The following is a 24009-nucleotide window of genomic DNA, read 5'->3' on the forward strand; positions in this document are numbered from 1 at the left end:
GAGAGAGCGGCACCCTTGCAACCCACCCATCGAGCGATAAGCTCGCAACCTTGGACTCTACGAAGTAGCTCGTGGCCCTAACAGCGGGGGCAGGTCACACCCATCGAGCGATAAGCTCGCAACCTTGGACTCTACGAAGTAGCTCGTGGCCCTAACAGCGGGGGCAGGTCAGAACCACAAGCGGGTCTACCGGATCTATCGGGAGCTGGAGTTGAACTTGCGGATCAAGCCGAAGAAGCGCCTGGTGCGTGAGCGCCCCGAGCCGTTGGCGGTGCCCGACGCGATTAACGAAGTCTGGTCGATGAACTTCATGCACGACCAGCTCAGCGACGGACGCAGCTTCCGCCTATTCAACGTGCTGGACGACTTCAACCGTGAGGGCTTGGCGATCGAGGTCGACCTATCCTTGCCATCCGCCCGCGTGATCCGGGCGTTGGAGCAGGTCATTGAATGGCGCGGAAAGCCGAAGGTGATTCGCTGCGACAACGGCCCGGAATACATCAGTGGCGCGCTGCTGGGCTGGGCGGAGCGACTGGGCATCCGGATCGAGCACATCCAGCCGGGCAAGCCGCAGCAGAACGCCTACGTCGAGCGCTACAACCGCACCGTGCGCTATGCCTGGCTCGCCCGTACGCTGTTCGACTCAATCGAGCAGGTCCAGGACAAGGCCACCCGTTGGCTATGGACGTACAACCACGAGCGCCCCAACATGGCGCTCGGTGGCATCACCCCAATGCAGAAACTGGCACTCGCCGCCTAGCTCCACTTTTGCTGTCCGCTAAAAGCGGGGGGATTACCCGTGATCTTCAGATCCGGAAACGCCTTGCGCCATCCCTTGGCCTCGGCCATGCCATCGGCATGGGTAAAGGTGGCCCGACCACCGTGGCCGACAAAGCCTTCGCTATACGGCACTTCAAAGCGGCCCTGGTTGAGGCCTTCCTCGTAGACACGGCGGGTGATCGACTTGTTGAGTTCGAGCGACTCAGCGCGAATGTCATCGGACGCATTCGCCCCGCAAGGAAGCACGCCGGTGAGGACGACGCTGGTGGTCACTGCGGACAGAAGGAGTTTGTACGTTTTCATGATCAGCTCCGAAACGCATGAGTGCGTGGAGCGGATGATGCGCGGTCGTTCGGTTACTGACGGCCCTGTGGTGGCAGGCGGACGTGGCGTTGGGAGGAGTGGGGGCTCCGCCGTGACGGGCGCGTATCGGAGGGCAGCGGACTACGGCCAGATGCGCAGAAAGTGGGGGGGTCTCAACCAAGCAGCACGTCGAGCGCCGCGCGATAGCGGCGGCTGCCGTTCACCTGCGCGCCGTTCTTGAGGAGAACGACGAAGTCACCATTGAACAGTGGCTGCACTTCGCGAATATGGGCGATGCTGACAAAGGCTGCCCGCGATACGCGGACGAAGCGTTGTGGGTCCAGGCGGGACTCAAGGCTGGCCATCGTCTCGCGCAGCCGGTGCTGCTTGGTGTCCGTGTGGACCTCGACGTAATTCCCCGCGGCAACGATGCGGTCGACCTCGTCGATGTCGAGCAGTCGAACGCGCCCGTCTGAGCGGATGGCGAGTCGTACGGGGTAACGCTTCAGGTCTCCTCGATCGATCGACTTCAACGCCTCCGAAACGCGGCGGACGAAGTCGTCATCAGGCTGGGTGAGGTGGGTGCGGGCGCGCTGCAGGGCTCGGCGAAAGCGCTCGGGGTCGATCGGCTTCAGCACGTAGTCGAGCGCTTGCGCATCGAACGCTCGTACGGCGTGTTGGTCGAATGCGGTCACGAACACGACGGCGGGCATGCGGTCGCCCCCGATGGCTTCAATGACGCCGAAGCCATCGAGTTCGGGCATCTGCACATCGAGGAAGACGAGGTCGGGCGAAAGCGCACTGATGGCCGAGACGGCGGCGGCACCGTCACCGCACTCGGCGACGACTTCGATGTCCGGCTCCTGCTGCAGAAGACGCAAGATCCCACGGCGGGCGACCGGCTCATCGTCAACGATCAGTACGCGGAGGGTCATGGGGCGGTGCGCCAAGGGAGCTCGATCTCGGCGATGACGCCACCGTCATCGGAATTTCGCACGTCAAAGCGTTGCCCATCCCCATACAGCAAGCGCAACCGCGCCCGGGTGTTCGCCAGACCGACGCGTTCGGTCGTCGCCGGGGGCAGGCCTCGGCCGTCATCGGCCACGCACAGCAGGAGGGAGTCGCCCTGCCGCTGCGCTTTGATTTCCACGTGCCCCGGTCCGGCGCGCGTGGCCAGGCCATGGCGCAGTGCGTTCTCGACCAGGGGTTGGAGGATCAGGTTTGGCACCCGCGCTTCGAGCACAGGATCGGGAACGAGGATCCGGTAGCTCAGGCGCCCGGCGAAACGGGCCTGCTCGATGGCCAGATAGCTTTCGAGAAAGGCGATCTCTTCGCCCAGTGTCACCTCATGCGCCTCGCTGCTGTCGAGCGAGCGACGCAGCAACGCGCTGAGCTGCAGCAGGATCCGCTCCGCTGAGTCGACATCTTCGCGCATCAGCACCGAGATCGTGTTGAGGGCGTTGAACAGGAAGTGGGGCTGCAGCTGGGTGCGCAAGGTCTGCAGGCGGGCATCGGCCAGTTGCGCTTCGAGGCGGAGTTGCCGGCGATCCTTCTCCCGGGCGGCCCGCACGAGTCGCTCCACATGGGCCGCAGCCACGATCAGCCAATACACGGGGAGGTTCAGCAGCAGCGTCGTGCCCAGCAGCCGGCTGAAGGTGCCGAGCCAGGTGGGTTCGACCTGCGTCGCGCCGATGACGGGCGCCGCCAGCGCGAAGAGCGCCAGGTTGACCAGCGCGCAGGCGGCCGAAGCGACGCCGTGCACCGCCAGCGCGCCAAGGAGGTGGGGGCGCTGGAGCGGGTAACGCGCAGCGAGTCGCAGCGCGATGGGCGTGAGGGCGGCCCAGACGGCGGCCCAGACGAGCCAGATGGCACTGGCCCGTGCCCACGCCAAAGACTCGCCGCGCACCTGGGCGGCAAACCAGGCCTGCCCGGCGAAGAGCATCGCGACCAGCGTCCACGCCGCCAGGATGATCATGCCGCGGCGGCCGATTACCGACCCGTTCTCCACTGCCGGTCGCGTCCCTTCGTGCGCTTCGCTAGCGAGCTGAGCCATCGGCCGGGCTGCCTCCAGTCGCCGACCCCGTCGCCGGCGTGGGCAGCATACCCAAGCTGGGGGATCCTGAGCTCCCGGGAGGGACGAGTGGGGGCCGCACAGGGGTGGGTGGAGGCTGCAGCCGGGTGAGATATGTCCTTCGGCCGGGAGGCCGTGCCGGCCTGAGGGTAGGTCCGCCTGAACAGGGCAGGGGTGCAGGCCCACCTGCCAAGGTTTGCCGTTGCACGCGAGCCATCGGTCCCCGCAGCCCGTGACGCTGCTGCCAACTGGTTCCTACACTTGCAGTGCCTGCCGCGTTAGGCTGCCGTTGTTCCGCAAAGAAGATTGGATTGATGAAAGATTCCCCAAAGGCCACCGTCGTCGGCCTGGTGACGCCGCATCTGCTGCGCATCGTCGACCTCGCCAATGAGGCGGAGAAGGGCGTCAAGGTGGAATGGCATCTGCGCGAGGCTGTGCGCAAGACCATGAGCGAGCTGGGTGACCTGTACAACGGGCCCTCGGCGGTCGCGGCTTATGTCGATGGACTGGCGAACGCGGCTGCCGGCGCCCCACAAAAGCGCGAGGCTTACGCCAGTGTGCTGCGGGCTGCGGCCGACTTGGCCCGCAGTCTCAAACGGGATTGAAAGGGCGGGGCCAGCAGGCCGGCGAAGTTGCCTTCGATGCTGGTGAACCGGCCATGAAGGAGCGCATCTTCACAATCCAATTACGTATTCCCACGTTAGCTAATAGCGGGGTCATGGCTCCGGCAAAAAAGCCGCCATATTTCCGGGACCCCAGACGCGAAGGAGAATTGGAATGTTTCCGAAAAAGCAACATCTGACGACGGCGCGTACGCTCGTCGTGGCAACCGTCGCCGCCCTGGGTCTCGCCAGCTGCGCTACCTACGATGACGAGTTCGCAACGATCAACTCACGCCTCGATTCACTCGACTCGAAGGTGCAGAGCGCGGCCCAGAGCGCCGAATCCGCCAATCAGTCCGCACAGCAGGCCAACCAGCGCCTGGATCAGATTGAAGGCCGCGTCCAGCGACTCGAAGCGGCACCGGGCCGAAAGCCGCGCGGTTAATCGCTTTTGCACTATTTGTGACGAACGGTTTGAACCCGGGACTCGGTGGCCTTCGCTGGCCACCAGTCTCCTTTTTCCACTCAATCTCTGTTCTGAGGAATCGCCCCATCTCCGCGTTCATGAAACCTGCAATCAAGGCCGCTTCTAGCGCGCTGGTCTTGGCCCTGGCGCTCACGAGCTTCGGTGTGTCCGCCGCCGAGGATGCTGCCGCGCAGCCGGTGGCGGCTGTCGACCAGCTCCCGCAAGGTCAGGAAGTGTCCGACACGGTGATCCAGCTCGCAGGCTGGGTGGTCGCAAGCAAGGACAGCCAGGGCTATCCGTTCGCGATCATGGACAAGGCCGCCGCACAGATCCTGGTGTTCGGTGGCGACGGCCGGCTTCGCGGCGCGGCCCCTGGGCTCTTTGGCTCGGCGGTCGGCGATCACACGGCCCCCGGCATTGCCGGTCTCGCGCTTCGGGAGATTCCGGGCCGGGATCGCACAACGCCTGCGGGTCGCTTTGTGGGCGGGTTCGGCCCGTCAGTCGATGCTGGGCGCGTGCTGTGGGTGGACTACGATTCCGCCGTTTCCATCCACCCGACCGCTACGGGCGTCCCGGCCGAGAAACGCGCTGAGCGTCTTGCATCGCCTTCGCCCGACGACAACCGCATCAGTCATGGCTGCATCAACGTCTCGCCCGAGTTTTACGAGCAGATCATGACGCCGACGTTTGAGCGAGGCGGGGTGTTCTACATCCTGCCGGACGAGGCGCCGCTAGCGGAGACGTTCCCGGAGTTCGTGCAAAGTCGTACGAATGCGGAACGGGATGATCGACGAAGCGCACGCTGACGCTGATCCAAGTGCGGACAACGGGCTTGACTGAATCCCCACCTGGGGGGGCGTCTGCTGCAGGCCCTGGTGAGCCAGCTGCGTGGTCCGTGCTGCCCCGCGATTTCTACCAGCGGCACCCCACGGCGCTGGCCCCCGAGCTGTTGAACAAGATCCTGCTGCGCGACGACGGGCGCGCCGCGCGCATCGTGGAAGTGGAGGCATACGCGGGCAGCGAGGACCCGGCCGCGCATTCGTTTCGCGGCAAGACACCTCGCAACGCCACCATGTTCGGGCCGCCCGGCCATCTGTACGTGTATTTCAGCTATGGCGTGCACTGGTGCAGCAACGTCGTCTGCGGGGACGTCGGCGACGGGGCGGCAGTACTGCTGCGCGCTGCAGAACCGTTGCTCGGGTTGGACACGATGCGGCTGGCGCGGCCGGCCGTACGGCGAGACCGTGACCTGGCCAGTGGCCCGGGGAGACTTGCGCAGGCTTTCGCATTGGACCGTGCTTTCGACGGTGCGGACCTGGTGACCGGCGATCGCGGAATCACCCTCGTGTCAGACGGCATGTTGCCCCCCGCCCAACCCGTTGTCGGGTCGCGTATCGGCATTTCCAAGGCCGTCGACTTGCCCTGGCGCTGGCACGTACCGGCCCATCCGCATGTCTCGGTGCGTCCGCGCCGCCTGCGCTCTTGAGCCACCGGTACGGCGAGTGGGTGGAGGATGGCGATTAGCGGTTATAAGGGACGCAATGCCATCTCTGGGGGTGCCCATGAATCTGACTCGATTCGCGCTTGCGCTTGCTCTTGTGTTCTCGCCATTGCCGGTGCTCGCACAGGCGAACGCGACTGCCACGGACTATGCAAGGGCACGCGCCGTTGTGGCCGACCTGCAGCGCATCGTGAGCCCGGAGGGGGTGCAGGACACCTACAAGACGACCATCGGTGGCATCCCGCAATGGATCAGCGTGCGTGGGCAGGATCGCGGCAACCCGGTGATCCTGTTCCTGCACGGAGGGCCGGCAACGCCGCAGATCCCCAGCCTGTGGCAGTTCCAGCGCCCACTGGAGGAGTACTTCACGATGGTCAACTACGACCAGCGAGGGGCGGGCAAGACGTTCCTTGAGACGGATCCGGAACGAATCAAGGACACGATGAACGTCCAGACATTTGTTGATGACGCGATCGAGATCGCCGAGCACGTGCGCAAGCGGTTGGGGAAGGACAAGGTGATCCTGATGGCCCATAGCTGGGGTTCCATCGTCGGGATGCGTGCGGCCTTGCAGCGCCCGGACCTGTTCCATGCGTATGTCGGGATCGGGCAGGTCATCAACACGCTCGAGAATGAGCGCCTCAGCGTGGAATACGGCTTGCGGATAGCCAGGGAGCAGAAGAACGCCGAGGCGATCCGCGAGATCGAGTCAATATCGCCGTACCCGGGTGATAAGCCGCTGACACGCGACCGCATCGTGATGGCGCGCAAGTGGCCGCAGCACTACGGCGGATTGAGCGCATTCCGCAGCACGTCAACGTATTACTTCGGAGCTGCGCGGCTGTCCCCTGACTACAGCGCGGAAGACCGGCAGGCGCTCGACACGGGTAGCCTCTTCACCCTCGACAAGGTAATCGATGAGTTCCTGGCCACCGATTTCCGAACTGTTCGGGAGTTTCCCATTCCCGTGGTGATGTTGATGGGGCGCCATGACTACACGACCCCGTCGGCGCCCACCGCCGAATGGCTGGACCGGGTCAAGGCACCCTACAAGCAGGGAGTCTGGTTCGAGCATTCGGCGCACATGGCTCCGTGGGAAGAGCCGGGAAAGACGTTGGTCAGCCTGCTGCAGCATGTTCGTCCGCTGGCGTCGGAGCCGGTCCCGAAAGGTCGCCCGTAACCGGCACTGCAAAGGTTGGGGCGTTATCGCTGATCCAACTCATGGTGGATCAACACCACGCACTGCGACGCGAACAGCATTTTTGATCCCAGCGCGATGTGCTTCGCACCCAGACGCTCGAGGCTGTGGAAGGTCTTCTTGGGCATCGGGATATGGTCGGTCAGCAGGAAGCAGGGGTTGCCTTCAAACACCTGCTCACGTATCGGCGTGCCTTTGCGGTCCATGACAAACAGTTGGTGGTCTTCCGCCAGTGCCAGCACCAGTCGCTCGAAGCTCAGCGTTTGCACGGTAACGCCCGATTCCACCGGTCGCGTTTCTTCTTTCCCCATGCCCTTGGATGCGTCCAGCGCCTTGGCCACCTTGCCGAGCAGCGCGCGTTCATCGAAGCCGCCGATGTCGTGCATGGCGTTGGCGTCGAACCGGATCGTGCGGGAGAAGTCCTGCGTGCTCTCCAGCACCAGGTAGACCGTCACATCGGCGCGGTGCGACTGGGCCACGAAGATCGCGTTCATCAGCGTATGCGCCAGGATTTCGGTGTGGGCCTCTTTGCCAACAGAGGCCAACAGCTTCTGACTGTCCGTGGGGGCTGCCCGGGCCCGCAGTACAAAGGTTCGCATGTGTGTCTTGACCGATGGGGAAAAGGTTACGCGCCAACGCCCCGCAGGCGCAGCGTCAGGCCTTTGAGGAAATTGCGCAGCAGCTGGTCGCCGCACAGCCGGAAATGCTTATGGTCGGCCTGGCGGAACAGCGCGGTCATCTCCGGCTTGGAGATGGGGAAACCGGCATCGGCGAACGCCTGGTGCATGTCGACGTCCTTGAGTTCGAAAGCGACGCGGAGTTTCTTCAGCACCACGTTGTTGGTGACGCGCTTTTCCACCGGGCGCGGCGGCAGGCTGTCATCCCGGCCGCGCTTGTAGATGACCAGCCCATTGAGGAAATGCGCGAGCACCCGGTCACTGCATTCGGCGTAGTCGGGGTCCTCGTCCTTCTTCAGGAAGGCCTGCACGTCGGTCTTCTCGATGGGGAACCCGGGATCGGCCAGCCGGATGATCTCCACGACCTTGGCGTCGCTCAAATCAAGCATGTAGCGGATGCTGCGCAGCACGTCGTTGTTGATCACAGTGGGTCCGGGTGGGCTGAAATTTGGGCACAGGGTAGCAGCGTCGGGCCGAAGGGCGGCTGAGGTGACCTGGCCGGGGTGGGGAAGTGGGGGCTACCGGCGGCTCCGGTGGTGGCGGAGTGACTCAGAGGGGGGTGAATTCACTCGTCGCCTTGATCCGACGTGAACGCTCCGCGTGCTAACGGGTAAGGCCTCGTTCGCGGCCACCACTACCGGAGCCATGGAAACCAACGAACTTCATCGCGGCCGCCTCATTGACCATATCCAGCTGGTCGTGCGCGACCTTGAGGCCAGCCGCGCCTTTTACGCCGCGGTGTTTGGCGCGCTGCAGGTGCCAATGGGAGGCGAGGGCGAGGGCTACTTCTGGGCGGACGAACTCTTCGTGTCCAGTGCCGACAGCGACGCCGCGCAGGGCCGCCCGACGGGCCCCACGCACCTGGCCTTCCAGGCCGGCGACCGCGCGACGGTCGATGCCTTCTACAAGGCCGCACTCGCGCACGGCGGCAAGGACAATGGCGCCCCCGGCGAACGCCCGTACCACCCGGGTTACTACGCCGCGTTTGTGTTCGACCCCGACGGGAACAACATCGAGGCCGTCTACCACGGTGAGTCCAAGCGCAGCGCGGCGTCGGTCCAGGTCACGTTCTGAGCTGACCCGGCTAGGCCTCAACCGCGGCTTCGTCAGTACTTGTACGACTGGCCGCCATCGATGGTGACCACCAGGCCGTTGACGAAGCTGGCTTCGCCGGACAACAAGAAGGCCACCACCGCGGCCACTTCTTCCGGCCTGCCGAAACGTTGCATCGGATTGACGCTCACGAACGCCTTGCCGGCTTCCTCCCAGTTCTCGCCGGCCATCTGGCGCAGTGAGTTCTCGACCATGTCGGTCATGATCGCGCCCGGGGCGATGGCGTTGATGGTGATGCCGAACTGCCCGTACTCCACCGCCGAATTTCGTGTCAGGCCGACCACGCCGTGCTTGGACGCCGAGTAGCCGGACTGGTTGCCGACGCCGCGGATGCCGCCCACCGAGGCGGAGTTGACGATGCTGCCGCTGCCTTGCTGGTGCATCACTTTCAGCACCTCGGCCATGCCGTGGAAGACACCGTTGAGGTTGACGCCGATGACGCGGTCGAACTCCTTGCCGCCGAAATCCTCGGTCAGGTTCTGGCGGCCTTCGATGCCGGCATTGTTGAAGAAGCCGTCGATCCGTCCGAACGCCTTCATGGTTTTCTTGACATAGGCCTTGACGTCATCCGGGTCGGACACATCGGCGGTCACGATCAGCGTCTTTGCAGCTGGATTGAGCGCGTGGATCTCCTTCTCCACCTGCTTCAGGCCGTCCTTCTTCAGGTCCACCAGCACTTGCGTGGCACCTTCCATCGCCAGCCGGAGCACCGTCGCGCGGCCCAGCCCGGCCGCGGCGCCGGTGGTGATGACGACCTTGCCGTCGAAGCGATGCGGGGTGTGGGCGATGGGCGCGGGCGACCCGCTGCGGGCTGCCTTGCCGGAGGAGGCCGGCGACTTGCCCGAGGCGGGCTTCTTGGCGGTCGAAACGGGCTTCTTGGCGGCCATTGCGGATTCTCCGGTGGGGACCCATGCAGCATGTCACAGCGACAAGACAGATTTCCCCACGGGCGGGGCAAGGCGGGGAGGGCCGGCGTTTTTGCCGTGTTGGCGCCTTCTGCGGTACGGTGTTGGGGCAAGAATCCAGGTGAATCGCGTTCCACGCCCGAGGTCGGCTTCGCCCCACATGACTGTTGCCAACCCTGATCCCGCCGTCCTGTTGGACGGTCCGGCGATCCGCGTCACCCGTGTCTTCCAGCGTCTGCTTCGCGTATTGCTGGGGCTGGTGCCTGCGGTGGCGATCCTGTACCTGGTGCTGTTCCAGGACCCTGCGCTTACCTACAAGCACCATGGCGTGCATCAGCTGGCCATCGCGGTTTCCACCGTGCTGAGCGGCTTTGTGACTTGGGTGACGTGGCTGTGTTACCGGTCCTCGGGCGAGGTGTTCCTGCGCTGGGTGGTGATGGGGCTGATGGGGTTCACGCTGCTCTATGCGCCGCACGGTCTGTTCACTGACCTGGCGGATAAACACGTGGAAGTTTTCACCGTCTACGGTCCGCTCTCGCGCGTGGCCATGGCCTGCTGTTTCATGATGGCGTTGGCGCGATACGGAATACCGGTGGAAGCGCCTGAATTTCGTGGCCAGCGGGGGTTCTGGCGAGCCGGGATCGTGGTGATCATGCTCGCGCTCGCCAGTACCGGGTTTGGCGCGTTGTGGTGGCCGTCGACGATGGCGGCCGTGCGGACGGCCATGGAATCGCTGGCGTTGGCGATCTGGGTATTGGGCCTTTTGCTCCTGGCGTGGCGCCGCCGGTCGCGATCGCCGTTGATGCTGGCATATCTGTTTGCAACGGCGCTGTTTGCGCAGGCGTCAGTGGCGTTCCTGCTGTCCACTCCGTGGAGCCACTTGTGGTGGCTGGCCCATGCGGTCTTCGCGGCGGGCTTTTCGGTCCTGAGCTACGGCATCGTCCAGGCGTTCCACACCACCCGCTCGTTTGCCGACGCGTATAGCCAGGAAGACCTGGTGCAGCGGTTGCGCGTGGAGAAGCAGCGCGCCGACTCCGCGCTGCAGGAGCTGGAAGCGGCCAATCACCGCCTGCGCACCCTGGCCACAACGGATGCGCTCACCGGCGCGGCCAATCGCCGCCAGTACGCCGAGCGGTCGGCCATCGAAGTGGCGCGGGCCGAGCGCCAGAAGAGCCCGTTGTCGCTGCTGGCGCTGGATCTGGATCGGTTCAAGCTGATCAACGATCGTCACGGCCACCAGGTTGGCGACGAAGTGTTGAAAGCGTTCGTGGCCGCGATCAAAGAGGATCTGCGGACCGGCGACCTGTTGGCGCGGACGGGCGGCGAGGAGTTTTTGATCCTGCTTCCCGACACCGCGCTGGAGGCCGCGGTCCACATCGCGGAGCGGCTTCGCGCCCACGTCGAAGCCTTGCGGGTGCCGACGGACCACGGTGACGTGGTCTTTACCGTGAGTATTGGCTGCGCGGCGTACGAGGGCGACCTGGATGCCACGGAACGCGTGGCCGATGAACGGCTCTATCGCGCCAAGGCGCTGGGCCGCAATCGCGTGTGTGACCACGACGACGTGGTGGACCAGGCGGTCAGCGGGGCCTGAGCGGCTCTGAGTCGCCGTGCCGCGGCGGCTGCATCCGGATAGCGGCTTCTTCCGTATTGCCTGCACCGGACTGACCGGTGCTCACGGTAGAGAAGGAGTAGCTATGAAGAGCTTGCTGCAGGGCGCTCTGGCGGGCGCCATGCTGTTGTCCCCCATGGTTGCGATGGCGGAAGGTCCCGTATTCAGCGTGTTTGGCGGACGCGATGTCTCGGTGTCGGGCGAGGTGCATGACGGCGCGGTCGCACCGGTGGCCGACCTGGGGCCGCTCAACCCGGCCTTGGCGGGGATTTCGGCGGAATTGCGCATCCAGTCGCGCGACTACGATGAGATCTATGACGACGCCAATACCATGGGCGTGCGCATGGCGTGGGAGCAGGGTAACGGCCAGTGGTTTGGCACGCTGCGCCGGACCACGGCCGATGGTGGGCAGGTGCAGGTGGGCGGTGCGTTTGTTCCGGCGTTGAACACCACGCTGCCGGTGTACGGCCGCTTTGACGACTACAAGGCAACGGCGCTGGAGGCCGGCTATCGGTATGCCTTTGGCAGCGGCACCATGCGGCCCTACGTGGGCGGCCGGGTGGGTGCGACGCGTGTCGACGAAATCCGCGCCACGTTCACCATCCCCGATGCGGCCATTGCGCTGAATGACGTCGCTTTCTTTGACAGCGGCTGGGTGGCCAGCGCGGGCGTGGATGCGGGCGTGGAGTGGCAGTTGGGCGAATCCGCCAATCTGGCGTTGCAGGTCAGCGCCGATTACCACGGTGACCTCAAGGACGACGATAGCGCTATCGGCGGCCTGGGGCTGGGGTCCATCAACGATACCGGCAGCCGCATGGCGGTGCCGGTGCAGCTGATCGTGGGCTGGAAGTTCTAAAGCTGGCGTGCCGTCAGGGCGGGGGCGTCCCGGCCCCCGCCCTGATGCGGGTCACAGGTGTTCCACATCCCCATCCACCCGCCCATCCACCAGCATGATGGTGCGGTCGCAGGACTCAGCCAGACGCGGGTCGTGGGTGACCACCAGGACGGCACAGCCGAACTGCGAGTTGAAGCGTCGCAGCAGGGCGAACACGTCGGCGGCGGTCTTCGTGTCCAGGTTGCCGGTGGGTTCGTCGGCCAGCAGCAGGGCGGGGCGGGTGACCAGGGCGCGGGCGATGGCCACGCGTTGCTGCTGGCCGCCCGAGAGCTGGTCGGGCCGGCTGTGGGCGAACATTTCCAGGCCCACGTCGGCCAGCAGGCCGCGGGCACGGTCCAGTGTTTCGCGGTCGGGCTTGCCGTTGGCGACCATCATCGGCATCAGCACGTTTTCCAGCGCGGTGAACGCACCGATCAGGTGATGGAACTGGAACACGAAGCCGATGTGGCGGCCGCGCATCGCGGTGCGCGCTTCGTCGTCCATGCGCCGGGTGGGCTCGCCCAGCAGGTACAGCTCGCCCGCGGTGGGTGAGTCGAGCAGGCCGATCTGGTTGAGCAGCGTGCTCTTGCCAGAGCCGGACGGGCCGACCAGTGCGGCGAAGTCGGCGCTGTCCACGCACAGGTCGATGCCGTGCAGCACCTCCACCTCGTTGGGCTGGCCGATGTTGTAGGACTTGCGCAGGCCATCGAGCCTCAGCACCTCGCGCCGGTCAAGCATGGCGGATGGCCTCCACCGGATCGAGCCTGGAGGCGCGCGAGGCGGGCACGGCGGCGGCGACCACGCCGGCGACCGTGGCCAGCGCCATGGCAGCGGGCACCAGTGCGGGCGGCAAGGGGATGTAGAAGAGCTTGGGCCCGAAGGTATTGAAGGCGCCCACCAGCCCCAGCCCGGCCAGCGCGCCGATCAGCGAGCCGGCCAGCCCCAGCACGCCGCCCTGCACCAGGAACACCCGCAGCATCTGCGCGCGGCGCGTGCCCATGGCGCGCAGGATGCCGATCTCGCGGGTGCGCTGCGCCACGCTGACCGCCAGCACGCTGGCGATGCCCAGTGCCACTGACATCGCCACGAAAAAGCTGATCATGCGCGTGGACAGGCTTTGCGAACTCAGTGCGTTCAACAGCTGGGCATTGGTGTCCATCCAGCTTTCGGCCTTGAGCCCGGTGAGCGCGTGGATGCGCGTGGCGATGCGGTCGGCGCCAAACAGGTCCGCCACGGTGACGTCGATGACGGTGACGCCGCCGGGCAGTGCCAGCAGCGACTGCGCCTGCTTGAGGTCCAGGTAGACGTAGCGTGCGTCCAGCTCGCGCACGCCCAGTTCGAAGATGCCGGCGACGTTGACGATGGCCTCGCCGCCCTTGCCTGCATCGATGCGCAGCTTGCCGCCGGTGCGCAGGCCGAGGTCCTTGGCCAGCTGCCGGCCGATCACGGCGTTGCCGGAACCCACGTCCAGCCGGCCTTCCACCATGTTGTCGTCCAGCGGGATCACGCGCAGGTAACGCGGCAGGTCCACGCCGACCAGCGCCACCGATTCCACCGCTTCGCCGCGGCGGCCAAACGCGGGGCCTGACACCACCGGCGATACCGCAGTGACGCCGGGCAGGCGGTCCAGCACGTCGCGCACCTGCGGCCAGTTGACGATGGTCCGCAGCGCCTGGGCGCGTTGGTCTTCAAGGACCAGTTGCACGGTGCCCGGCGCGGCAGGCGCAATGCGGTTCACCTCGTCGGGTGCCTCCACGCGCACGTGTGCCTGCGTGCCTAATGTGCGCTCGATGATGTTGGCCTGCAGGCCCGAGATAAGCGCGGTGACGAATACGATGACCGACACGCCCACCGCGATGCCGAACAGGATCAGCAGGGTCTGCGCGCGGCCTTGGCGCAGGAACCGCATCGCAATGGTCGTCTCGACCCACATGGCTCAATCGAACTTCACGGGCAGTTCGCGGCGGGTGGCGGAGTCCGCCGTCGGCAGCGGCTGCCCTTCGAGGCGCACGCGGTCGCCGTCGTGTGGCAGCGTGTTGGCATCCAAGGCGCTGGCCGCGATCACGCGGTCGCCGGCACGCAGGCCATCCACCACTTCGCTCATCGCCAATCCGCGCAGGCCCAGCGTCACGGCGGTTCGCTTGACGCGGCCGTCGCGGACGGCCAGCACGGTGGCCCGGTCGCCACGCTCGGTGGCACCGACCAGTGCATCGTTGGGCACGACCAGTGCGCGCTGGCGTTGGCCGGTGAGGATGGTGGCGGTGGCGGTCATGCCCTGGCGAACGAAGGTGGCGCGGGGGTCTAGCTGCAACCTCACGTCCACGGTGCCGCGCGAGGGATCGACGGCCGGGGAGATGTGGTGCACAGTCGCGGTGAAGGGCCGGCCGGGGAACGCATCGGCGATGCACGTGGCCGTCTGACCCAGGCGCAGGTGCGACAGGTTCTTTTCGTCCAGCGGCAGCAGGATTTCGCCAGGCGCGTCGCTGGCAATCTCCAACAGCAGGTCGCCGGGTCGGACGGTATCGCCCGGCTCGACATTGCGGGTGAGCACAGTGCCGGTCACGGTGGCGCGGATCACCGCGCGGGCGAGTTCGGCCTCGGCCGCGGCAAGCTGCTCGCGGGCCTGCGCTTCCCGTGCGCCGCCGGACAGCGCCTCGACCGCCAGCCGTGCCTGGTCGGCAGCGGCACGCGCGGCGACGACCGCCTGCGCGGCCTGTTCGACGCTTTCGCGCGCCACCAGCTGGCGCTCCGCCAACTCCCGGCGGCGCGCATGGTCGCGCTCGGCCTGCGCCAGTTGCGCCCGTGCCTGACGCAGGCGGGCTTCGGCATCGGGGCGGTCCGCCTGGCGAACGGCGGCGAGCGCGGCACGGGCCTGGTCGCGGCGGGCTTCAAGATCGCGGGCGCGCAGCACCACGAGGACGTCGCCGGGTGCCACCCGGTCGCCATCCATCACCCGGCGCTCCAGCACCAGCCCGGTAACCTCGGCGCCGACTCTCACCCGCGAGGGCGCGGCGACGCGCCCGGTAGCCACCACGTTCTGCACCAGCGGGCCGGCCTGCACTTCGTAGCCGGGTAGCACCGGTCCGCGCAGTCGCGTGATGCCCCATGCCGCCAGCAACGCCAACGCGACAATCGCCGCAGCCAGCCATCGTTTGCCGTGTTTGGCGACTTGGGGCATGGTGCGGTTCCGTAGGAATCAGGCGGCAATCTTGCCCCAAAAGCCGGCCTGCGGATTCATCCAGCCCGATTCCGCAACAACGCCAACGCCGCTTCCAGCACCGTGTCGCGGCCCACGCGCAGGTCGGCGATGCGTGGCGCGACGGCGACCTGCGGCTGCACGCCGACACCGACGAACGCACGGCCATCCGGGTAGCTGTCGCGCTTGGTGCAGATGCGGGCGGTTCCGCCGCCGGGCAGGCTGAACAGCAGCGGTTGGCCCGTGCTGCCGCCCGTGGGTTCGCCCACGATACGACCGCGCTGCATCGCGTCGAACGCCACGACAAAATCCTCGGCAGCCGAATAGGTGCGTGCACTGGTCAGCACAACCACCCGGCCGTCGTAGCGCAACGTGCCGTCCGGCTGCATCTGCGAGGCCGCCTCGGCATGAGTGGTTTCCGGTCGGCCCCACGCCCGGTAGGTAGGCACGTATTCGCGCGTCTGCCAGCGCGATCCATGGAATGGCTTGTCGGTCAGCATCGAGAGCAGCTTGTAGCCCTCATCGCTGTTGCCGCCCCCGTTCTCGCGCACGTCAATGACCAGGCCGTCGGCCTTGGCGATTTCCGCGAAGTGTTCACGGAAGCCATCGGCCGCGCTGCTGTTGCCGAAGTGGAGGATCCGCACGTAGGCCACGTTGCCCGGGAGCATGCGCATCTGGAACGTGGGGCCACCCCAGTACGCTTCCTGGAATGCCTTGGCGGTCATGCGGGGCAGCGACAGCGTGCGTTGCTTGCCGCTGGCATCGCGCACGGTCACCTGCGCGGGACGGTCGACGGCGCCCGAGAGCAGCGCGCGCTCGTAGGTGCGCGCCGCCAGATCCTGCGGCGTTGAGGCGGGCTGGTAGGGCGCGATGTGGGCCTTCGCCCATGCCTGCACCGGTTGCCCTTCGATGGCCATGATCTCCATGCCGCGCGCCAAGCCAGTCGCGGCAAGGGCCGGGTCCAGCAGTGCGTCGACGAAGACACGGCCTTCCACCAGCGCGGTACGCACGCCGGGCTGTGCCTCCAACTGATCGGCCACCGGGTCCGGCAGGCGGATGCTGCTGTGGCCATCCCGCAACTGCGCGACGAAGCGCTTGAGCACGCGGTAATACGCCTGCGTGCTGGTGGCGGCGCGCACTTCCGGGAGCGTGGCGATGTACAGCGCATCCCAGTCCAGGTCGGGGACCAGGTCAAAGCTGGCGAAGTTGAACTTGGCCTCCGACCACAGCCGCGACAGCCCTGCGACGCGCTGGTCCTCATCCAGCACGGGCTGGTAGGGCGTGGCGAAGGCGGGGTTGCTCCACATCCGCTTGCGCTGCTTGTCCGCGCGCTCGGCCGCAGCGAGCAGCGTCTCGAAGCGCGGATCCGTGCGAAGTGACGCGAGGTCCGCGTCGGCGCGAATGGCCGCGACGTTGGTGTGGCCGGCCGCCGTGGCCTTCTGCAACAGGTCGATGGCCGCTTCGGTGCGCCCGGCCAGCGCCGAGGCACAGGCCGCGTTGTAGTACAGCACGGGATCCCCGCCGACCACGGCAAGGGCGGCGATGAAGGCGTCCGCGCTGGCCCCGTAGTCCTTTGCGTTGTAGGCCTCGGTCGCCCGTTGCACCAACTGCTGCGGATCAGCACCCTCCGCGATGGCCGCCGTGCTGCTGAAGCACAGGCACAACGCGAGGACGAGCGGGTGGGGCATGCGAACGGGCATGGGATTCTCCGGCGTGAAGATGAAGGATAGCGGCCAAGCCGGCGGCGAGGTGCCTCGGCCCGGATGGCATTAGAAGACCCATACGTATGCGCGAGGCCATGCCGGCCAAGGTGTCTGGAACGCTTGTCCGTTCTCCCGTGTGGTGCTTGGCAACGCAAGTGGTCGGCAGGGGGCTCAGCCGCGCACGGCCGCCTGAATCTTCGCCACATCAATCTTCCGCATGGTCAGCATCGCATCAAAGGCGCGCTTTGCCGCGTTGCGGTCCGCGCCGGTGAACGCTTCGGTCAGCACGCGCGGCGTGATCTGCCACGACACGCCCCACTTGTCCTTGCACCATCCGCATTCGCTTTCCTGCCCGCCGTTGCCCACGATGGCGTCCCACAGCCGGTCGGTTTCGGCCTGGTCATCGGTGGCCACCTGGAAGGAGAAGGCCTCGCTGTGGGGGAAGATGGGGCCGCCGTTCAAGCCGATGCAGGGGATCCCCATCACGGTGAACTCCACCGTCAGCACATCGCCCTCCTTGCCTGAGGGGTAGTCGCTGGGCGCGCGATGCACGGGGCCCACGCTGCTGTCGGGAAAGGTGCGGGCGTAGAACTCGGCGGCGTCCAGCGCGGTGCCGTCGTACCAGAGACAGACAGTGTTCTTGGGGATCATGGGCTTCTCCCGAGACGGAGCAATGCCTCTACTTCACCACACGGGCGGTGAGTCGCGCGTGCATCGCGCGGCATCCGTTAACCCATCCGGGTGATCGGAGCGACCATCACACGACAGGGGATTCGGAGCAGAATCGTGTGCATGCCACACTGCACCGTCCGCTATCACGTGCGACTTGTGCCCAAGACCGACGACACGCGGTCGTTGGATGCGGTGGGTATTTTCTACGAGGAACGCGAGCCGGATCTGGTCGGTGATCCGGGGGATTTGATCTCGCGGCGCCTGGTGACCTTCAGCGGTGCGGCTGGCTACTCCGTCAGGCACATGATCACCCGCGGCACGGACTGGAAGATGGACGTCCTGCACCGCATTGATCCGCTGCGGTGGGATACCTGAGCCACTGCGAACAAGCGCAGGCTTTTCGATTGCACGACCTGGGAGCGTTGAGGCGCATGTTGTGCGCTTGGCCGCGGGCGGTTGGCGCTGACCGGTAACTGAACCGGCGGATGTCACCCCGACCAATGGCAGGGAGGGGCGAGGGGGTAGCGCTCCTACGCTGGCGGCCTGCCTCCATGGAAGTTCGCCCCGATGCGCACGCTGACTCTCGCCGTTGTCTCCAACTTGCTCGCCGCCAGCCTGGCGGCTTGCACCACCGCACAGGTCCGCATGCCAGAGGGGTTTGGCGCCCGCGCGACGGCGTTCGATGTCACCGGACATTCGCCGCGTCGCTTCAATGGGCCGGTGCGCTTCGGGCCCTACAGTGCGCTGGAGATGCGCGAAGGTTCAACGTTCAGTTGGGGCATTCCCGTGGCCGGGGTAGCTGTGGGGCGGACGTCCAAGCCCTACGCCTACACGTTGGTGGCGCGCGATCTGTTGCCCGTGGAAGTGCAGTGCCGGACTCGCGCGTGGACCGCGGGCGTGGGTCGCGAGTCCAACCGCACCACGGTGGACGTGACGGGCTTGGCCGGCCCGTTGCTGGCCTGCGGCCTGAAGTTGGACGGCTACGAAGTACAGCCGTTGGAGGTATCGCGCACCGGTAGCCGCTTCGATGGTCGCCTGCTCGCACCGTGGGGTCGCGGGTACGCCGTGCGCGGTATCGATGCCTACGAGGGGTCCGCGTTGCGTGCCGGCGAACCCACGGGGTATTCGATCACCGATGGTGCGGACACGCTGGCCGTGGTGGATGTGCTCAACGGCGGCCGGGTGCATCTGGATCAGGCGCTGGGCGAAGACGAACGGGTGTATTTCGCCGCAGCGGCGGCTGCGCTGTTGCTGTTGGATCCCGCGTTAGGGGAGTGAGACCGGACGCGCGCGACGGAATCCTGGCCGGCGCGCGACGGTGGGCCGTTGGCGTGGGAGGTCCTCTCCTTAGCCGCGCAACCCCGCCACGGCGCGCGCGGCGCGGTCCACTTCGTCTTCCGTGTTCACCAGGCTGGGCGCCAGCCGCGCATAACTGACCGCGTAGGGACTGCTGCTGGCGATGATGCGCTGGTCGTTCAGGCGCTTGACCACGTCGTCGGGTTTCATGCCGGCGACTTCGAAGGCGACGAGGCCGGCGGAGAGGTCGCCGGAACGCGGCGTGTGCATGCGGACCTTCGGGTTCTCGGCCAGTTGCGCCTTGAGGCGGTCATTGAGGCTCCGGATGCGCGTGGCCACGCGGGCGCGGCCCATGGCTTCGTGCATGCGGAATGCGGCGAGCATGCCCCACTGATGCTCGAACGCCTGGAACCCGCCCGGGGTCATGCGCTCGGCGGTGGTGGGTCCTTTGCGTTCGCGGCCCTCGATCCACGCGAGGTAGCCATCGATTTCGCTGAAATCAGGGATCAGCGGCCGCAGCCGCGCCCAGTTGTCGGCGTTGGCCCACACGAGGCCCGTGCCCCGTGGGGCGAACAGCCATTTGTGGCAGCCCGCGCAGAAGTAGTCGATGCCGGTACTGGCGATGTCTTCGTCCGCCGAGCCAAAGCCGTGCACGCCATCGACCACCAGCAACACACTGGGGTGGCGTTGCTTCAGTGCCTGTGCCATCTCGCGGATGGGCAGGCGGATGCCGGTACTGGAGTGCACCCATGTCAGGCCCACCACGCGCGTGCGCGGGCCGATCCCGCGTAGCAACCGCTCGATCAGGCTGTCGACGCTGGCCTCGGCGGCGTCGTCATACAGCGAGACCTGTCGCATGGACGCGCCCGCGCGTTGGGTGGCGTAGCGGATGGAAGTGAGGTGGGAGTAGTGGTCGTGGGTGGTGGCGAGCACTTCGTCGCCGGGCTTCAGCGGCAGGCCGTGGTAGACCAGCGCCAGGCTTTCTGTGGTGTTGTGGGTCAGGGCGATGTCGGTGGGCTTGCCGCCCAGGTAATGGGCCGCGGCGCGCATTACCAGGCCGGGCACCCACTTGGATTCGTCTTCGGTGAAGGCGTTGTGCTCCACCGTGACGTAGGGGTTGCGGTCGAGGGCGCGGCGCCAGGCGTCGACGGCGTCGCGGACCGGCGCGGGATGGCTGACGAGGTAGAAGCTGGCGAAATGCAGCCATGACGGGTCCAGCGCGAACTGCGCGCGTACGGCGTCCCAATCGGTGAGATCGGGCAGGGCCGGGGTTTCCTGCGCGAGGGCGGTGGCGAATGCACCGGGCACGAGGGTGGCGGCGCCCAGGGCAATGGGGACGGACAGGAACTGGCGGCGGGACAGGGCAATGGGCATGGCGCGGGCTGCCTGGGGGACCATTGAAGGGCAACGCGCGAACCCGCAGGTGCAGGTCAGGGGCGCTTGGGGCGGTTCCGACCAGCGTGCGCTGGGGAGAGGCGGGTTACTGATCCGTGCTTCCCGGGTGCGGTGGGCGGACTATGATCCGTAGGCAGCCACACGGGTGACTGCATGACAACCAGGAAGGTCCACGCGCATGACGATTCCTCTTCGATGCCGCTGCGGTGCGGTGCAAGGTGAGATTAACGAAGATCGTGCCTACACGCGCGCTACCTGTTACTGCAAGGATTGCCGCGCTTTCGCGCGCTATCTCGGCGTGCCCGGCGTGCTGGATGCTAGCGGTGGCACCGACATCATTCCCATGGCGCTGGCGGCGTTGCGGTTCACCGCAGGCAACGAAAACGTGGTTTGCATGTCGCTCAGCCCGAAGGGCGTGCTTCGCTGGTATGCATCGTGTTGCCGCACGCCGCTGGCCAATACGCCGCGCGACGCCAAGCTGCCGTACGTTGGCGTGGTGACGGACTGCCTGGGAGCCACGCCGCAGGTGCTGGAGGCGGCGTTTGGGCCGCGGGATCGGGTGGTGTTGAACACGCAGTCCGCCACCGCGCCCGTGAAGACCACGCCGGTGGCGTTTGCGCTTGGCGGACTGCGCATTCTGATGGGCATTCTGGGCGCGCGGCTGCGCCGTGAGCGTCTGTCGGCCTTCTTCGATGCCAATGGGCGGCCGGTGCGGGAGCCGCACGTGATCACCCGCGAGGAGCGGGCGGCGCTCTCGTAGTGCTATCGTCGGGCCCTTCGCATTCCACTGAACCGGGTCCCAACATGCGCGTTCTCGCCGCCTGCCTACTGTCCACCGCCACGCTGCTCGCCCATGCCAGCGGCGCCACGTCGTATGGCAAAGCGTTCGCCGAAGGGCCGGCCGTGCCGGTGTCCACGGCCATTGCGGCCTTCGATGCGCATGCTGGAGCGCCGCGACGCTTCAGCGGCCGCATCACCGAGGTCTGCCAGGCCAAGGGTTGCTGGATGATGCTGGAGCACAACGGCCAAGCGGCGCGGGTCAAGTTTGGCGACCACGACTTCTTCCTGCCCAAGGACGCGAGCGGCACGGCCGTGGTGCATGGCGTGCTGGAACGCAAGGAGCTCACGGCCGAGCAGGCCAAGCACTTCAGTGAAGACAGCAGCAAGCGCCTGCCCGTCGCGCCGGTGGAGTACCGCATCATCGCGGACGGCGTGCAGGTGAGTGCTTCACCATAACGCGTCCGCGGTCCGCGGATCGGTTACGCGAACGTGCATTGCCTTGCCTGATTGGCCGCGACTTTGTGCCAACGCGGCGTGGAGTCTTACCTGGCTTCACGGCCGCGGGTGGTGCGCGTGAGGCCTCTGGTCACAGCTTGCGTTCGATTCCCAGCCACCAGCCGCGGTGCGTTTCCACATCGTCCACGCTCCAGCGATAACGCAGGTAGGTCGACCACCACGCACCACGGCCCGCGTCCAGTTGCAAGTCGAACCATGACCGGTCCAAAGCACGTGACGCATCGTTGATCCGGAACATCACGTCAGGTGCGCCCGTGAACGCTGCAGTCACGCCTCCGTCGGCGCGCAGCGCGTGGCGGTGCGCTGCCGACGCCGCCAGTCGCAGCCATCCCGTGGTGCCTTTCCAGTCGCGCAGGTAGCGCAGGCCTAGTTCGGCACTGGTGCGGCGGCTGCTGGCAGATTGGCCCAGCAGCTCCAGACCGGTGTCACCCATCTCCGTGAATGCGCCACTGTGCACCGTGTCGTGCTGCAGGGCGGCGAACGGCGTCAGCTGACCATCACCCACGGCTTGGTCGAAGCCACCCTCCAATCGCGCTCGCACATGGACCATGTCGAATCGGGCGGCGGCAGGGTGGGCGCGGCGGTCCCCCAAGTCGATGTGCCTCCATGTGTCCACCTGGCCGCGGCTGCCGCGCACTTCGGCGTAGGCATGCCACGGACCGCGCCAGGCATGGCCGTACAGCATTCCGAGTGATTCCACGGCGCGTGTCCGGCCGTCGCGTTCGTGAGCCATCCAGGCATCACCGCGCCCCATGGCGACGCCGACGAGCCACTGCGGTCCCAGCGGGTAGGTGACGCCGCTCATCACGCCCGTCTCCGAGCGCCCATCTTGCATCATGCCTGGATTGCCGGTGGCGCCAGACGGCGTGGCCATTGCCATCCATGCATGGCGTGTCTCAGGGCCGTCGCGCCATTGCTGGCGTTGCGACCACTGCGGGCCAAATTGCGCAAAGCTGTCGAGCAACCCGTCATGGATATCGGTGAAGGATTGGCCGGACAGGCTGTCCAGTGTGCGGGTCGCCTGGGCCACGTCGTCGATGCGCAGCACGGAGCCAGCGGATGCCAGCAATTGACGTTGCGCGGTGTTGAGCGTGTCGGGAGCCGCTTGCGCGTAGGCATCGGCTGTGTCGAACGCCCGGTCGAGGTTGGCTGCGCTGGCCAGGATCTGCGGCGTACTGGCGTTGGCGGCCATCACCGCCTGCATCGAAATGCGGATGAGGTCGAACCACACGTCGTTGCTGGCATAGCGCACGCTGCCTTCCAGGAACAATCCAGGCGACGTCCATTGCGCAAACTGTCCAAACACACCGCCGTTGGCGTGGATGATGTGCTTCGAACCTGCGGCGGGAAGTGGATAGGGCCCGAAGGAGTCGGTGTACACGCTGAGCTCAAGCGTGCCGCCCAACTGTGCCTGCCCGGTAATCTGCAACGGTCCCGCCTGGAACGCGGGGTCGTTTGGCGCCAACTGGAACGCTAAGGTTCCGCCTGACGTCTGGGAGAAGTTGCCGTCGATGGTGCCGAATGCGGAATCCAGCACTGGGAAGCCCGTCACGACCATTCGCCCGCTGTTGGCGACATCGCCGTTCACACGGCCAGCGAAATACAGTTCGCCATTGTTGGTCACGTTGCCGGTTAACTGGCCGTAAAGAGCGGCCAAACCTGCATTGTCCAGACTGCCGCGTACGGTGCTTCCAGGCTGGATGAATAGCCCGTTGTCCAAGTCTGGCGTGAAGGTGGGTTGGACCAGGATGTTCCCTTCGATGTTGCCATCCACGAAGAGCGAGCTGAAGCCATCGACCGTGACGTTGGAGACCAGGGCGTTGAATGCCGAGACCCTGAGGTAGCCGCCGCCGGTTACCGCGGTGCCGCCGCCGAAGACATACCGATCGCCGGGCGACGTGCCAAGGCCCAAGTCCAGGCCTGAGCCGGCGGGCAGGCTGATGTTCAATGCGAACGCACTGTCGCGGCCACCGGTCATGACGGCTGGCTGCGTAACGACGCAGTCGCTGGTCTGCGGAGGCAGGCACGGCCCGGATTGATCAGGCGGCGGGGGCGGGGGAGGTGGCGGAGGCGGAGGCGGCGGAGGTGGAGGCGTTTCGGGGGGCGGCGTGGTGCGCACGCCACTGCCACCGCCACCACAAGCGGTGGCAAGCGAACACAGAGCGGCGACAACCGCTAGAGACAGCAAGCGACAGCAAAAGCGCTGGGCGTTCATGGCAACTCCTCAGCGTGACTGCTGCGCACCGTTCGCGGTGATACGCAATGGGTGACGGGCAGGCACACCAAGAGTCAACGAAAAAACCGCCTTGGGCCGGCATCGCCTGAGCAGGGGAGCTTCGGCGCCGCGCC

Annotated in this window: 25 protein-coding genes and 1 pseudogene; 13 read left to right on the forward strand and 13 right to left on the reverse strand. The window is 66.4% G+C overall.

Features of this window, described 5'->3' with window-relative positions:
- Positions 1-160 precede the first annotated feature (160 nt).
- Positions 161-760 (forward strand): annotated as a pseudogene (locus tag ACYVBS_RS08325) (IS3 family transposase); the annotation flags it as partial.
- Here ACYVBS_RS08325 and ACYVBS_RS08330 read toward each other — a convergent pair.
- The 3 genes from ACYVBS_RS08330 to ACYVBS_RS08340 all read right to left on the reverse strand — a co-directional run bounded on the left by ACYVBS_RS08330 (position 757) and on the right by ACYVBS_RS08340 (position 3136).
- Complete coding sequence (locus ACYVBS_RS08330) at positions 757-1083, reverse strand: hypothetical protein (protein ID WP_460823026.1); 327 nt, start codon at positions 1081-1083, stop codon at positions 757-759. The pseudogene ACYVBS_RS08325 and the gene ACYVBS_RS08330 overlap by 4 nt on opposite strands.
- Positions 1084-1256: 173 nt before the next feature.
- Positions 1257-2018 (reverse strand): LytR/AlgR family response regulator transcription factor, encoded by a 762-nt coding sequence (locus ACYVBS_RS08335; RefSeq protein ID WP_460823027.1) that lies wholly within the window; start codon positions 2016-2018, stop codon positions 1257-1259.
- The gene (locus tag ACYVBS_RS08340) at positions 2015-3136 is read right to left on the reverse strand and encodes a sensor histidine kinase (RefSeq protein WP_460823028.1); all 1122 of its coding nucleotides are present in this window, start codon (positions 3134-3136) and stop codon (positions 2015-2017) included. The genes ACYVBS_RS08335 and ACYVBS_RS08340 overlap by 4 nt, the downstream gene beginning before the upstream one ends.
- Before the next feature lie 332 nt (positions 3137-3468).
- Here ACYVBS_RS08340 and ACYVBS_RS08345 point away from each other — a divergent pair, with 332 nt between their 5' ends.
- From ACYVBS_RS08345 to ACYVBS_RS08365, 5 genes are all read left to right on the forward strand, one after another.
- The gene (locus tag ACYVBS_RS08345) at positions 3469-3759 is read left to right on the forward strand and encodes a hypothetical protein (RefSeq protein ID WP_460823029.1); all 291 of its coding nucleotides are present in this window, start codon (positions 3469-3471) and stop codon (positions 3757-3759) included.
- Positions 3760-3931: 172 nt separating this feature from the next.
- Complete coding sequence (locus ACYVBS_RS08350; protein ID WP_460823030.1) at positions 3932-4201, forward strand: hypothetical protein; 270 nt, start codon at positions 3932-3934, stop codon at positions 4199-4201.
- A 158-nt stretch (positions 4202-4359) separates the two neighbouring features.
- Positions 4360-5028 carry a hypothetical protein gene (locus ACYVBS_RS08355; protein WP_460823389.1) on the forward strand — a complete coding sequence of 223 codons (669 nt, stop codon included), beginning with the start codon at positions 4360-4362 and terminating at the stop codon, positions 5026-5028.
- Positions 5029-5117: 89 nt separating this feature from the next.
- Positions 5118-5708: a DNA-3-methyladenine glycosylase gene (locus ACYVBS_RS08360; RefSeq protein ID WP_460823031.1), complete on the forward strand. Its 591-nt coding sequence runs from the start codon at positions 5118-5120 to the stop codon at positions 5706-5708.
- Between the two features lie 76 nt (positions 5709-5784).
- The gene (locus tag ACYVBS_RS08365; RefSeq protein ID WP_460823033.1) at positions 5785-6903 is read left to right on the forward strand and encodes an alpha/beta fold hydrolase; all 1119 of its coding nucleotides are present in this window, start codon (positions 5785-5787) and stop codon (positions 6901-6903) included.
- A 23-nt stretch (positions 6904-6926) separates the two neighbouring features.
- Here ACYVBS_RS08365 and trmY read toward each other — a convergent pair whose 3' ends face one another.
- On the reverse strand, positions 6927-7520 hold the full coding sequence (gene trmY / locus ACYVBS_RS08370; RefSeq protein WP_460823035.1) for a tRNA (pseudouridine(54)-N(1))-methyltransferase TrmY: 594 nt from the start codon (positions 7518-7520) through the stop codon (positions 6927-6929).
- 26 nt (positions 7521-7546) lie between these two features.
- Positions 7547-8023, reverse strand: coding sequence for a YehS family protein (locus ACYVBS_RS08375; RefSeq protein ID WP_460823036.1), 477 nt, complete (start codon positions 8021-8023; stop codon positions 7547-7549).
- Positions 8024-8243: 220 nt separating this feature from the next.
- Here ACYVBS_RS08375 and ACYVBS_RS08380 point away from each other — a divergent pair, with 220 nt between their 5' ends.
- Entirely contained in the window at positions 8244-8672 is a 429-nt protein-coding gene (locus ACYVBS_RS08380; RefSeq protein WP_460823037.1) for a VOC family protein, read from the forward strand.
- 32 nt (positions 8673-8704) lie between these two features.
- On the opposite strand, the gene ACYVBS_RS08385 is transcribed toward ACYVBS_RS08380, so the two are convergent.
- A complete protein-coding gene (locus ACYVBS_RS08385) occupies positions 8705-9598 on the reverse strand; it encodes a glucose 1-dehydrogenase (protein ID WP_460823039.1) in 894 nt (297 codons plus the stop codon).
- A gap of 178 nt (positions 9599-9776) precedes the next feature.
- On the opposite strand from ACYVBS_RS08385, the gene ACYVBS_RS08390 reads away from it, so the two are divergent.
- Together ACYVBS_RS08390 and ACYVBS_RS08395 are read left to right on the forward strand one after the other, a co-directional pair.
- Positions 9777-11210 (forward strand): GGDEF domain-containing protein, encoded by a 1434-nt coding sequence (locus ACYVBS_RS08390; RefSeq protein ID WP_460823040.1) that lies wholly within the window; start codon positions 9777-9779, stop codon positions 11208-11210.
- 103 nt (positions 11211-11313) lie between these two features.
- Entirely contained in the window at positions 11314-12084 is a 771-nt protein-coding gene (locus tag ACYVBS_RS08395; RefSeq protein WP_460823042.1) for a hypothetical protein, read from the forward strand.
- A 51-nt stretch (positions 12085-12135) separates the two neighbouring features.
- Here ACYVBS_RS08395 and ACYVBS_RS08400 read toward each other — a convergent pair whose 3' ends face one another.
- The 5 genes from ACYVBS_RS08400 to ACYVBS_RS08420 form a co-directional block, all read right to left on the reverse strand.
- On the reverse strand, positions 12136-12840 hold the full coding sequence (locus ACYVBS_RS08400; RefSeq protein WP_460823044.1) for an ABC transporter ATP-binding protein: 705 nt from the start codon (positions 12838-12840) through the stop codon (positions 12136-12138).
- The gene (locus tag ACYVBS_RS08405) at positions 12833-14035 is read right to left on the reverse strand and encodes an ABC transporter permease (protein WP_460823046.1); all 1203 of its coding nucleotides are present in this window, start codon (positions 14033-14035) and stop codon (positions 12833-12835) included. The genes ACYVBS_RS08400 and ACYVBS_RS08405 overlap by 8 nt, the downstream gene beginning before the upstream one ends.
- A gap of 3 nt (positions 14036-14038) precedes the next feature.
- Positions 14039-15280 (reverse strand): efflux RND transporter periplasmic adaptor subunit, encoded by a 1242-nt coding sequence (locus tag ACYVBS_RS08410; protein WP_460823048.1) that lies wholly within the window; start codon positions 15278-15280, stop codon positions 14039-14041.
- A 56-nt stretch (positions 15281-15336) separates the two neighbouring features.
- Positions 15337-16998 carry a S41 family peptidase gene (locus ACYVBS_RS08415; protein WP_460823050.1) on the reverse strand — a complete coding sequence of 554 codons (1662 nt, stop codon included), beginning with the start codon at positions 16996-16998 and terminating at the stop codon, positions 15337-15339.
- 174 nt (positions 16999-17172) lie between these two features.
- Complete coding sequence (locus ACYVBS_RS08420) at positions 17173-17652, reverse strand: VOC family protein (RefSeq protein ID WP_460823051.1); 480 nt, start codon at positions 17650-17652, stop codon at positions 17173-17175.
- Positions 17653-17793: 141 nt separating this feature from the next.
- On the opposite strand from ACYVBS_RS08420, the gene ACYVBS_RS08425 reads away from it, so the two are divergent.
- Together ACYVBS_RS08425 and ACYVBS_RS08430 are read left to right on the forward strand one after the other, a co-directional pair.
- Entirely contained in the window at positions 17794-18048 is a 255-nt protein-coding gene (locus ACYVBS_RS08425; protein WP_460823052.1) for a hypothetical protein, read from the forward strand.
- A 192-nt stretch (positions 18049-18240) separates the two neighbouring features.
- Positions 18241-18951 (forward strand): hypothetical protein, encoded by a 711-nt coding sequence (locus tag ACYVBS_RS08430; RefSeq protein WP_460823053.1) that lies wholly within the window; start codon positions 18241-18243, stop codon positions 18949-18951.
- Between the two features lie 69 nt (positions 18952-19020).
- On the opposite strand, the gene ACYVBS_RS08435 is transcribed toward ACYVBS_RS08430, so the two are convergent.
- Positions 19021-20343 (reverse strand): aminotransferase class V-fold PLP-dependent enzyme, encoded by a 1323-nt coding sequence (locus ACYVBS_RS08435; protein ID WP_460823054.1) that lies wholly within the window; start codon positions 20341-20343, stop codon positions 19021-19023.
- Positions 20344-20542: 199 nt separating this feature from the next.
- Here ACYVBS_RS08435 and ACYVBS_RS08440 point away from each other — a divergent pair, with 199 nt between their 5' ends.
- Both ACYVBS_RS08440 and ACYVBS_RS08445 read left to right on the forward strand, forming a co-directional pair.
- Entirely contained in the window at positions 20543-21124 is a 582-nt protein-coding gene (locus ACYVBS_RS08440) for a DUF6151 family protein (RefSeq protein WP_460823055.1), read from the forward strand.
- 44 nt (positions 21125-21168) lie between these two features.
- Positions 21169-21600 carry a DUF4920 domain-containing protein gene (locus ACYVBS_RS08445; RefSeq protein WP_460823056.1) on the forward strand — a complete coding sequence of 144 codons (432 nt, stop codon included), beginning with the start codon at positions 21169-21171 and terminating at the stop codon, positions 21598-21600.
- A gap of 130 nt (positions 21601-21730) precedes the next feature.
- Here ACYVBS_RS08445 and ACYVBS_RS08450 read toward each other — a convergent pair whose 3' ends face one another.
- Positions 21731-23638: an autotransporter outer membrane beta-barrel domain-containing protein gene (locus tag ACYVBS_RS08450; RefSeq protein ID WP_460823058.1), complete on the reverse strand. Its 1908-nt coding sequence runs from the start codon at positions 23636-23638 to the stop codon at positions 21731-21733.
- Between the last annotated feature and the right edge of the window lie 371 nt (positions 23639-24009).

It is taken from the genome of Lysobacter olei (assembly GCF_054777355.1).

Excerpts from the sequence above, each read along its gene's own strand:
- ACYVBS_RS08340 (WP_460823028.1), bottom strand. The coding sequence starts at position 3,136 with ATGGCTCAGCTCGCTAGCGAAGCGCACGAAGGGACGCGACCGGCAGTG.
- ACYVBS_RS08425 (WP_460823052.1), top strand. The coding sequence starts at position 17,794 with ATGCCACACTGCACCGTCCGCTATCACGTGCGACTTGTGCCCAAGACC.
- ACYVBS_RS08420 (WP_460823051.1), bottom strand. The coding sequence starts at position 17,652 with ATGATCCCCAAGAACACTGTCTGTCTCTGGTACGACGGCACCGCGCTG.
- ACYVBS_RS08350 (WP_460823030.1), top strand. The coding sequence starts at position 3,932 with ATGTTTCCGAAAAAGCAACATCTGACGACGGCGCGTACGCTCGTCGTG.
- ACYVBS_RS08440 (WP_460823055.1), top strand. The coding sequence starts at position 20,543 with ATGACGATTCCTCTTCGATGCCGCTGCGGTGCGGTGCAAGGTGAGATT.
- ACYVBS_RS08405 (WP_460823046.1), bottom strand. The coding sequence starts at position 14,035 with ATGTGGGTCGAGACGACCATTGCGATGCGGTTCCTGCGCCAAGGCCGC.
- ACYVBS_RS08410 (WP_460823048.1), bottom strand. The coding sequence starts at position 15,280 with ATGCCCCAAGTCGCCAAACACGGCAAACGATGGCTGGCTGCGGCGATT.
- ACYVBS_RS08390 (WP_460823040.1), top strand. The coding sequence starts at position 9,777 with ATGACTGTTGCCAACCCTGATCCCGCCGTCCTGTTGGACGGTCCGGCG.
- ACYVBS_RS08415 (WP_460823050.1), bottom strand. The coding sequence starts at position 16,998 with ATGCCCGTTCGCATGCCCCACCCGCTCGTCCTCGCGTTGTGCCTGTGC.
- ACYVBS_RS08430 (WP_460823053.1), top strand. The coding sequence starts at position 18,241 with ATGCGCACGCTGACTCTCGCCGTTGTCTCCAACTTGCTCGCCGCCAGC.
- ACYVBS_RS08400 (WP_460823044.1), bottom strand. The coding sequence starts at position 12,840 with ATGCTTGACCGGCGCGAGGTGCTGAGGCTCGATGGCCTGCGCAAGTCC.
- ACYVBS_RS08345 (WP_460823029.1), top strand. The coding sequence starts at position 3,469 with ATGAAAGATTCCCCAAAGGCCACCGTCGTCGGCCTGGTGACGCCGCAT.
- ACYVBS_RS08380 (WP_460823037.1), top strand. The coding sequence starts at position 8,244 with ATGGAAACCAACGAACTTCATCGCGGCCGCCTCATTGACCATATCCAG.
- ACYVBS_RS08330 (WP_460823026.1), bottom strand. The coding sequence starts at position 1,083 with ATGAAAACGTACAAACTCCTTCTGTCCGCAGTGACCACCAGCGTCGTC.
- trmY (WP_460823035.1), bottom strand. The coding sequence starts at position 7,520 with ATGCGAACCTTTGTACTGCGGGCCCGGGCAGCCCCCACGGACAGTCAG.
- ACYVBS_RS08395 (WP_460823042.1), top strand. The coding sequence starts at position 11,314 with ATGAAGAGCTTGCTGCAGGGCGCTCTGGCGGGCGCCATGCTGTTGTCC.
- ACYVBS_RS08435 (WP_460823054.1), bottom strand. The coding sequence starts at position 20,343 with ATGCCCATTGCCCTGTCCCGCCGCCAGTTCCTGTCCGTCCCCATTGCC.
- ACYVBS_RS08365 (WP_460823033.1), top strand. The coding sequence starts at position 5,785 with ATGAATCTGACTCGATTCGCGCTTGCGCTTGCTCTTGTGTTCTCGCCA.
- ACYVBS_RS08445 (WP_460823056.1), top strand. The coding sequence starts at position 21,169 with ATGCGCGTTCTCGCCGCCTGCCTACTGTCCACCGCCACGCTGCTCGCC.
- ACYVBS_RS08335 (WP_460823027.1), bottom strand. The coding sequence starts at position 2,018 with ATGACCCTCCGCGTACTGATCGTTGACGATGAGCCGGTCGCCCGCCGT.
- ACYVBS_RS08450 (WP_460823058.1), bottom strand. The coding sequence starts at position 23,638 with ATGACCGGTGGCCGCGACAGTGCGTTCGCATTGAACATCAGCCTGCCC.
- ACYVBS_RS08385 (WP_460823039.1), bottom strand. The coding sequence starts at position 9,598 with ATGGCCGCCAAGAAGCCCGTTTCGACCGCCAAGAAGCCCGCCTCGGGC.